The 335-nt window shown below is 38.8% G+C and carries 1 rRNA gene; it reads left to right on the forward strand.

Annotation, left to right across the window (positions count from 1 at the left end):
- A 16S ribosomal RNA gene (locus PV403_RS25095) occupies window positions 1-56 on the forward strand; the annotation flags it as partial.
- Window positions 57-335 lie beyond the last annotated feature (279 nt).

The following is a 335-nucleotide window of genomic DNA, read 5'->3' on the forward strand; positions in this document are numbered from 1 at the left end:
GGGTGAAGTCGTAACAAGGTAGCCGTATCGGAAGGTGCGGCTGGATCACCTCCTTTCTATGGAGAATCGTTTCCTGAAACGGAAACATTCAAATATACGTACGACGAAAGTCGGCGGATCACTTTGCAAAGTTTATGCTTACGAAGCAGTTTTGCTTTGCAAAACTTTTAACTCACTCGTTGTTCAGTTTTGAGAGTTTAATCTCTCAAAAAAAGACATGTAATTTTATCTACACAGTTTGTGTTAGACCAAAATTCCATGGTCGCTGTTTCGGTGAAACAGCTTTGCTCATTGAAAACTAGATAACGAAACAATTTTGCGATTTTAGAAATATC

Source organism: Paenibacillus sp. GYB006, assembly GCF_036577645.1.
Taxonomy (GTDB): domain Bacteria; phylum Bacillota; class Bacilli; order Paenibacillales; family Paenibacillaceae; genus Paenibacillus.